General features: G+C 64.4%; 7 protein-coding genes. 4 read left to right on the plus strand and 3 right to left on the minus strand.

The genetic code is table 11. The features are described 5' to 3' along the window. Positions 1 to 45 precede the first annotated feature (45 nt). Positions 46 to 1,818, minus strand: a complete 1,773-nt coding sequence (locus tag AAC014_RS17635; RefSeq protein WP_339711228.1) for an ATP-binding cassette domain-containing protein — start codon at positions 1,816 to 1,818, stop codon at positions 46 to 48. A 128-nt stretch (positions 1,819 to 1,946) separates the two neighbouring features. On the opposite strand from AAC014_RS17635, the gene AAC014_RS17640 reads away from it, so the two are divergent. From AAC014_RS17640 to AAC014_RS17650, 3 genes are read left to right on the plus strand one after another with little or no spacing between them, the layout of a single operon-like run. After that, entirely contained in the window at positions 1,947 to 2,255 is a 309-nt protein-coding gene (locus tag AAC014_RS17640) for a hypothetical protein (RefSeq protein ID WP_339711231.1), read from the plus strand. A 10-nt stretch (positions 2,256 to 2,265) separates the two neighbouring features. Continuing rightward, positions 2,266 to 2,934 (plus strand): response regulator transcription factor, encoded by a 669-nt coding sequence (locus AAC014_RS17645; RefSeq protein WP_339711234.1) that lies wholly within the window; start codon positions 2,266 to 2,268, stop codon positions 2,932 to 2,934. A 1-nt stretch (position 2,935) separates the two neighbouring features. Continuing rightward, positions 2,936 to 4,321 (plus strand): HAMP domain-containing sensor histidine kinase, encoded by a 1,386-nt coding sequence (locus tag AAC014_RS17650; protein ID WP_339711237.1) that lies wholly within the window; start codon positions 2,936 to 2,938, stop codon positions 4,319 to 4,321. 3 nt (positions 4,322 to 4,324) lie between these two features. Here the strand turns inward: AAC014_RS17650 and AAC014_RS17655 are convergent, their stop codons facing one another. Next, the gene (locus AAC014_RS17655; RefSeq protein ID WP_339711240.1) at positions 4,325 to 4,996 is read right to left on the minus strand and encodes a DUF4197 domain-containing protein; all 672 of its coding nucleotides are present in this window, start codon (positions 4,994 to 4,996) and stop codon (positions 4,325 to 4,327) included. Positions 4,997 to 5,178: 182 nt separating this feature from the next. Between AAC014_RS17655 and AAC014_RS17660 the strand changes: the two genes are divergently transcribed. Further along, positions 5,179 to 5,958: a transglutaminase family protein gene (locus tag AAC014_RS17660; protein ID WP_339711243.1), complete on the plus strand. Its 780-nt coding sequence runs from the start codon at positions 5,179 to 5,181 to the stop codon at positions 5,956 to 5,958. Positions 5,959 to 6,092: 134 nt separating this feature from the next. Here the strand turns inward: AAC014_RS17660 and AAC014_RS17665 are convergent, their stop codons facing one another. Beyond that, positions 6,093 to 7,034 carry an NAD(P)/FAD-dependent oxidoreductase gene (locus AAC014_RS17665; RefSeq protein WP_339711246.1) on the minus strand — a complete coding sequence of 314 codons (942 nt, stop codon included), beginning with the start codon at positions 7,032 to 7,034 and terminating at the stop codon, positions 6,093 to 6,095. Between the last annotated feature and the right edge of the window lie 568 nt (positions 7,035 to 7,602).

The following is a 7,602-nucleotide window of genomic DNA, read 5'->3' on the forward strand; positions in this document are numbered from 1 at the left end:
AGAGTGATTTGCAGAGTCAACGCTATTACGAGTCACTCGCAATAATTAACCGAGCGCCTCGGATTGCTCCGCAAGTTCAAGCCAGCGGTCTTCGCAGATGGCGAGACGGCTGCGGGCGGCGTCGAGCGCGGCGGAAATTTTCATGAAGCCGTCCGGGTCGCGCGTATAGAGCGCCGGGTTGGCGAGACTTTCCTCGTGTCGGGCAATCTCCGCGTGCAGAGCATCAATCTCGCCGGGGAGCATGTCGAGTTCGCGCTGGTCCTTGTAGCTGAGCTTGGTCCGGGCGGTGCGCGGGGCCTCCGCGGCGGGGGCGCTGCTCGGCTTCGCGGCGGTGCGCTGCGTGCGCTTCTTCTCCCAGTCTGCAAAGCCGCCCGCGACGACATCGGCGCGGCCGCTGCCGTCGAGGCCGACGACCATCGTGACGGTGCGATCGAGGAAGTCGCGGTCGTGGCTGACGATGAGCACGGTGCCTTCGTAGTCGGCGATCACCTCCTGGAGGAGGTCGAGTGTTTCGAGATCGAGGTCGTTGGTCGGCTCGTCGAGGACGAGGAGGTTGGAGGCGCGGGCGAACTCGCGCGACAGGAGTAGCCGGGAACGTTCGCCGCCGGAGAGCGCGTCGACGGGCGCGTCGGCATAAGAGGGATCGAACAGGAACTCCTTGAGGTAGCCGATGACGTGCTTCTTCTCGCCGCGCACGTCGATCCAGTCGCCGCCGTCGGCCAGGATGTCGCGCACACGCTTGCCAGGTTCGAGGAGCTTGCGCTGCTGATCGATGGTGATGCCCGCGAGCGTTTTCGCTCTCTTCACCGTCCCCGTATCGGGCGCGATCTCGCCGGTGAGGAGCCTCAGCAGGGTCGTCTTTCCCGCGCCGTTGGGGCCGACGATGCCGATGCGGTCGCCGCGCTGGATGCGGAGCGTCAGATCCTTGATGATCGTGCGGCCGTCGTAGCTTTTGCTGACGCCTTCGGCATCGATGACGATCTTGGCCTTGGCGTCGTCGGTTTGCAGGCCGAGCTTCGCCTTGCCGGCCTGACCGATCATGCTTGCCCGCTGCGCGCGCATCTCGTGCAGCTTGGCGAGACGGCCCTGGTTGCGGCGGCGGCGCGCGGTGACGCCGCGCTGCAGCCAGTGGAGTTCGTCGCGGAGCTTCGAATCGAGCTTCTCGGCGGCGCGCGCCTCTTCGGCATAGACCTGCTCGGTCCACGCCTCGAAACCGCCGAAACCGATCTCGGCGCGGCGGATCTGACCGCGATCGAGCCAGAGCGAGGAGCGGGTGAGGCGGGTGAGGAAGGTGCGATCGTGGCTGATCGCGACGAACGCGCCCGTGTAGCGGCCGAGCCAGCCTTCGAGCCATTCGATGGCGGCGAGGTCGAGGTGGTTGGTCGGCTCGTCGAGCAGGATCAGGTCCGGGTTTTCTGCAAGCGCGCGGGCGAGCGCGGCGCGGCGCCGTTCGCCGCCGCTCGCGGTTTCGGCGGCGCGGTCGAGATCGAGGCCGATCTGGTCGGCGATCGCGTCCACCTCATGCGCCTCCGGCGCGCGGGGGCCGCGCATGGCGAAATCGCGCAAGGTGGCGAAGCCGGTGACCTTGGGGTCTTGCTCCAAGAGCACGATGTGCGTGCCGGGGCGGGCCTTGCGCTGGCCTTCGTCGAAATCGACGAGCCCGGCGATGAGGCGGAACAGCGTCGTCTTGCCCGCGCCGTTGCGCCCGATGAGCGCCAGCCGGTCGCGCTCCCCGATGAAAAGATCGAGGCCGCGCAGCAGCCAGCCCGTGCCTTGCACGAGGCCAATGGATTCAAGCGAGACAATGGGGGCGGACACGCGTTAGACTTCCAGGCGAGAGGAACGAGGGGGGAGTTAGGGTGATTGCGGCGTCTGCGCAATATTCATGGGCTATTCACCGCGCGGGGGGTAATCGGAACAGGCGTTTCCAAGGAATGAGTCCGCGTGTGAAGTTTCGTTTCGCCTTTGTCTGGCTAGCCCTGTGCGTCTCCGCAGCCACTGCGGCGCCCGCGCAGGCGCTCGATCCGAAAATGAAGGATCACGATGCGGCGCGCGCGGCGACGAAAAGCGGCGAGATTCGCTCGCTCGGCGAGATCAAGAGCCGCGTCGGCAACCGCGTGGGCGGCGAACTCGTGGGCAGCAAACTCGATATGGATCGGAAACGCTACCGTCTGCGTTACCTGCGAGAAGGCTCGGTCGTCGAGGTGGACGTTGACGCCAAGACCGGCCATATCATCGATATAGACGGAAACTGAAGGGTTCCCCATGCGCCTGCTGATCGTCGAGGACGAACCCACGCTTGCACGCCAGCTTCGCGAGACGCTGGAAGGCGCAGGCTATGCGGTCGATGTCGCGAACGACGGCGAGGAGGGGCACTTCCTCGGCACCTCCGAAAGTTATGACGCGATCGTGCTCGATCTCGGGCTTCCCGAGATGGACGGGCTCACCGTGCTCGACAAGTGGCGCAAGGCCGACATCGGCATTCCCGTGCTGGTGCTGACGGCGCGCGACACCTGGTCCGACAAGGTGGCGGGGCTCGATGCGGGCGCCGACGACTATCTCGCCAAGCCGTTCCAGATGGAGGAGCTGATCGCACGGCTGCGCGCGCTCATCCGCCGCTCGACTGGCAATGCTTCTTCCGAACTGGAAGCGGGCGACGTGCGGCTCGACATGCGCTCCGGCCGCGTCACGCTCAGCGGGACGCCGGTGCGGCTGACGGCGCAGGAATACAAATTGCTCGCGTATCTGATGCACCACAAGGGCAAGGTCGTCTCGCGCACCGAGCTTATCGAACACATCTACGATCAGGACTTCGACCGCGATTCGAACACCATCGAGGTGTTCATCACGCGCATCCGCAAGAAGCTGGGCGCAGACCTCATCCAGACCATCCGCGGTCTCGGCTACAGCCTGGACGATCCGCAAGCTGCCTAAGGTGGCCGCAAGCGCGCCACGCGAATCCCGTTTCGGCCAGCTGTTCCGGCGCGGCTCGCTCAGCCGCCGTATGCTGGCGGTATCGGCGTTGTGGATCATCACGCTGCTGCTCATGGGCGGCTACGCGCTCGAACGCACGGTCGGGCGCATCATCGTCGACGGCTTCGACGAGCGCCTGCGCAGCGTGCTCACCGCACTGATCGCGACGGTGGAGCTGGGTCCCGAGGGAGAAATCCGACTGAACCGATCGCTCGGCGACCAGCGTTTTCAGGAGCCTTATTCCGGCCTTTACTGGCAGATCAGCATGGCGGGGCAGGAGCCGCTACGCTCGCGCTCGCTCTGGGATCGCGCGCTGACGCCGAGCACGTTCGACGCAAGCAAGGAGCCGGTCGCCTATGACAGCAATGTCTTCGCGGGGGAGGGGCTGCGCATCGTGGAACGCGACATCGTGCTGCCCGACAGCCCGATCATGCTCCACGTGCAGGCGGCGCAGAGCCGCGCCGAACTCGATCGCCAGCTCGCGCGCGTGCGTTCGACCGTGCTGTGGTCGCTCGGCGTGCTCGGAATCGGGCTGATCGGCATGGCGGCGCTGCAGACGGGCTACGGACTGTGGCCGCTGCGCCGCATCAGCGCGCAGATCGCGGCGGTTCGCAGCGGCAGCGTGAAGCGCGTGTCTTCCGACTTCCCGGCGGAGGTCTCGCCGATGGTCGCCGAATTGAACGAGCTTCTGGACCATACCGAAGCACAGGCGGAGGCCGCGCGTATGCACGCGGGGAACCTCGCGCACGCGCTGAAAACCCCGCTCGCGATCGTGATGAACGAGGCGGAGGGGCAGAAAACCCCGCTCGCCGATACCGTGCGCGGTCAACTCGCCATCATGCGGCGCCACATCGATCATCACCTCGCCCGCGCCCGCGCGCTCGGCCGCCGATCGGCGGTGAACGCGCGCGCCGACGTCTGGCCCGCGCTTGAAGGGCTGCGGCGCGCGATCAGCCGCATCTATCCCGATGTGACGATCGACCTCGACGGCGACCGCACCGCGATATTCCATGGCGAGCGTCAGGATCTGGAGGAAATGGCCGGGAACCTGATCGAGAACGCGGCGAAGTACGGGGCCGGGCGGGTGTTCGTTTCGGTATCACTGTCGGGCGGGCCGGAGCGTTTCGTGGAAATCCTCGTGGAGGATGACGGTCCCGGCATCGCGAAAACCGAGCGCGGCCGCATCTTTGGCCGCGGCGCACGGCTCGACACGGAAAAGCCCGGAACAGGCCTCGGCCTCTCTATCGTGAAGGATGTCGCCGAAATCTACGGCGGCGGCATCACGCTCGGCAGCAGCGAGGACCTAGGCGGTCTCGCCGCGACGCTCCGCCTGCCGTCGGCGGGGTGACGTTTACTTCTTGAGACTGTCCAGGAGCTTCTTTCCGGCGTCGAGCGGATTGGCGCGCAGCTTTGCTTCTTCGGTGCCGATATATTTGAAGATGCCCTTCAGCGCCTGATCGGTGACGCTGTCCGTGAGGCCGTCGCGGCTGATGCCCGCGCCCGAGAGGAGCGAAGAGGCGCCGCCGAGCTTGTCCAGCTGATCGAAGGCGCCGACGTTGCCGAGCGCGGCGGCGACGAGCGGGCGGACCTTGGCTTGCAGGTCGTCGCCCGCGCTTTCCTGAAGATAGCGGGTAGCGCCGTCGTTTTTCGAAACCACGCCGATACCGTCTTCAAGCGTCATATCGTTGATCGCGGTTCGGAAGATGGGCTTGGCTTCCTTCGCGGCGAGGCCTGCCGCATCATTCAGGCTTTTCGTGAGATTGCCGGTGAGGCCGGCCTGATCCGTGTATTTCAGCAGCTTGGAGGCTTTCTTGAGCGGCCCCGGAAGCAGGATGCGGATCGCCTTGTCGGCATAGAAGGCACCGGGCTCAGCGAGCTTGTCGAGCGCGCTGTCTGACGCATCGCCGAGGATGGACTTCACCGGCGCGCCGAAACCCTGCGCCGTGGCGGGCGAAGCGGCGGATAGCGTACCGACGATCAACGTTGCAGCCAGAAGCCCGCGAACAAAAGAGCTGCCGACCATGTGTTTTCTCCCCATCAGATGTGCGGGGAGCTTACCACAGCGCCGCCGGTCGGGAAATCAGGCGGCCATCAATTCCGGGGCGTGGCGCCTCCGATGCTTTTTCGGCGTCCGTGTGCCGGAACGATGAGGATGCGCTATGGGTTGAATGCCCACTGCACGCTTTGCCCCCTGAACGGAATTCCATGCGCCTCTCCATCGAAACGACGCTTGATTACCAGCTGACCGCGCCTGCCGATCTGCTGCTGGCGGTCGAGGTTGCGCAGATGCCCGACCAAATTCTCGTCGACGACCAGCTGACCGTGCAGGGCGTTGAGGTGCTGACACCGGTGGCGGCGGAGGAGGCACTGGGCCGGCGCACGTGGACGCACGCCGAAGGCCGGGTGACGGTGCATTACCGGGCCGAGGTGGATGTCGATCGGCCCACGCCTTCGCTCGGCGGGCTGAAAGCCGACGAGAAGCGACATTTGCCCGCGCTCGTGGTGCCCTATCTATTCCCGAGCCGGTACTGCGAGGCCGACCGGTTCGTCTCGCTGGTTGAGCGCGAGTTCGGCGAGCTTTCCGGCGGGGATCAGGTCCGCGCGATCGCGGCGTGGATCCGCGCCCATGTCGATTACGTGCCCGGCGCCAGCAACGCCACGACCACCGCGGCGGATACGTTCATCGCCCGGCGGGGCGTATGCCGGGACTTCGCGCACCTGATGATCGCCATGACACGCGCCGCGGGTACGCCCGCCCGCATGGTCGCCGCCTACGCATGGCAGCTGGAGCCGCAGGACTTCCATGCCGTGGTGGAGGTGTGGCTGGAAGGCCGCTGGCATCTGGTCGACGCGACGAACCTTGCGCCCTGCGAAGGCATCGTGCGGATCGGCGTTGGACGCGACGCCACGGACATCAGCTTCCTGACGATATTCGGCGAGGCGCAGCTGATCGCACAGCGCGTGGATGTGCGGAAGATCGGGTGAAGGGGTGGGGGGTGGCGACGGCCCCGTGAGGCATCCGCCACCCGCTGATCGTTTTATTGCTGCGGCTGGGCGACGACGGGCTCGGCCACTGCGGATAGTGCACGGCATGGGGAAGTTGGGCAGTCGATGAACTTCTAATCATCCGTCTGAAGAGTGTGCCGGTCCTGTTCACGGAGCCAGTTGTGCGCACTGGTCGCTGCAACCGCCCCATGGCCCATGGCAACGCTGATCTGATCCAGGCCGTCCACAACGTCGCCGGCGGCGAAGAATCCGGGTACGCTACTTCCCTTGGCGGCGTGGGCCGGAACACAGCCGGCTTCTTCCAATTCCACACCGATCTGCTGCGCGAGTTCCGCGCGTGGTTGGCGCCCGAGCGCGGGATAGATCACGTCGAAAGACAGTGGCGCTTCTTGGTCTATCAAGCGGACGTCCATGCGATCCCGGTGGGGCTCCAGCGCTGTGAGCGCGCCAGTTTTCACGACGATACCGGCATTAGCCATTTCGGCCGCCTGCTTCTGGGACAGCTCCGGATGGCTGAGAGGCATCAGCGTGATGTCGGATGAATATTGTCGCAGGAACAACGCTTCGGCCGCTCCATCGCTATCGCAGCCGATCACGCCGATCTTTCGGTCTATGTGTTCATATCCATCGCAGATAGGACAATATCGCAGTACTCCCGCGCCAATGGTGGCCTCATGGACGTCGTGCGGAAGATTGACCTGATTTAGGCGTACGCCGCTCGCGAGTATGACCGCTCGTCCCGACCAATGCTTTCCTGCTTTCGAGGTTAGGCGGAAGCCATTGGTGATCCTCTCGATGCTGATAACTTCGGCCTCCTCGATCCGGGTGCCGAACTCTTTTGCGTGCCGGGTCATACGATCGATGAGGTCTGGGCCTTCGATGCCGTCAGGGAAACCCGGGGCGTTATGTGTTTTCGGAATCCGCAGTGCGCGGCTGTTACCATCGTGAACGACGAGAACGTTGCGACGATAACGGGCGAGGTAGACCGCTGCGGTCAGTCCCGCTGGGCCTGCACCGATCACGATGACGTCCTGGTGATCATTAGGATTGTTCATCGGAGCGCCTTTGCCAGCCGGAGTACCATTACGCGCCGAGGTCGTGCTAGGTTCCGCGTTATAAGACGGTGACGGTCGGGGATCACTATAGCCGGGCGTTTGGCCGCTGCTCGTCGGCTGGAACCGATCTAGACCGGGTGATGGTGCGGACCGGGAACCATGGTGATCATGACCGGGAATTTGGCAGATGCCGCTCCGCGCAGGAACCCCTTCGATGATGTGCTGTAATGTGCAGCTGGGTGGTGAGCTTCACGACCTCGATCGGATCGCTCTTTAAAAGAATGTAAGGCTGACCTTACACAGTCAAACTGTTTCTTGGAAAAAGCGGCGGATTTCCTCGTGTGGCGCGAACTTTGCTTCAGCCTTTGCAGTTAAATGCAGGGGATCATCATGAAAATTACGAGTGCAATTGTTGCGTCGATGTTACTTGGCTTGTCACCAGCGCTGGCCAACGTCGTTTATGACGAGGATGTGGATGGGGACACCGACATCTCGAAAGTACATGCGACACTACTAGGCCGCGTTGACAAAAGACTTCAGCCATAGGCGGACGGCGGCGAGGTTGAGG

It is taken from the genome of uncultured Sphingosinicella sp., from assembly GCF_963974575.1.
Classification (GTDB): Bacteria; Pseudomonadota; Alphaproteobacteria; order Sphingomonadales; family Sphingomonadaceae; genus Sphingosinicella.

What these genes read in the sequence shown, in the direction of transcription:
- AAC014_RS17645 (WP_339711234.1), top strand. Translation starts at nt 2,266, where the DNA reads ATGCGCCTGCTGATCGTCGAGGACGAACCCACGCTTGCACGCCAGCTT.
- AAC014_RS17655 (WP_339711240.1), bottom strand. Translation starts at nt 4,996, where the DNA reads ATGGTCGGCAGCTCTTTTGTTCGCGGGCTTCTGGCTGCAACGTTGATC.
- AAC014_RS17660 (WP_339711243.1), top strand. Translation starts at nt 5,179, where the DNA reads ATGCGCCTCTCCATCGAAACGACGCTTGATTACCAGCTGACCGCGCCT.
- AAC014_RS17665 (WP_339711246.1), bottom strand. Translation starts at nt 7,034, where the DNA reads ATGAACAATCCTAATGATCACCAGGACGTCATCGTGATCGGTGCAGGC.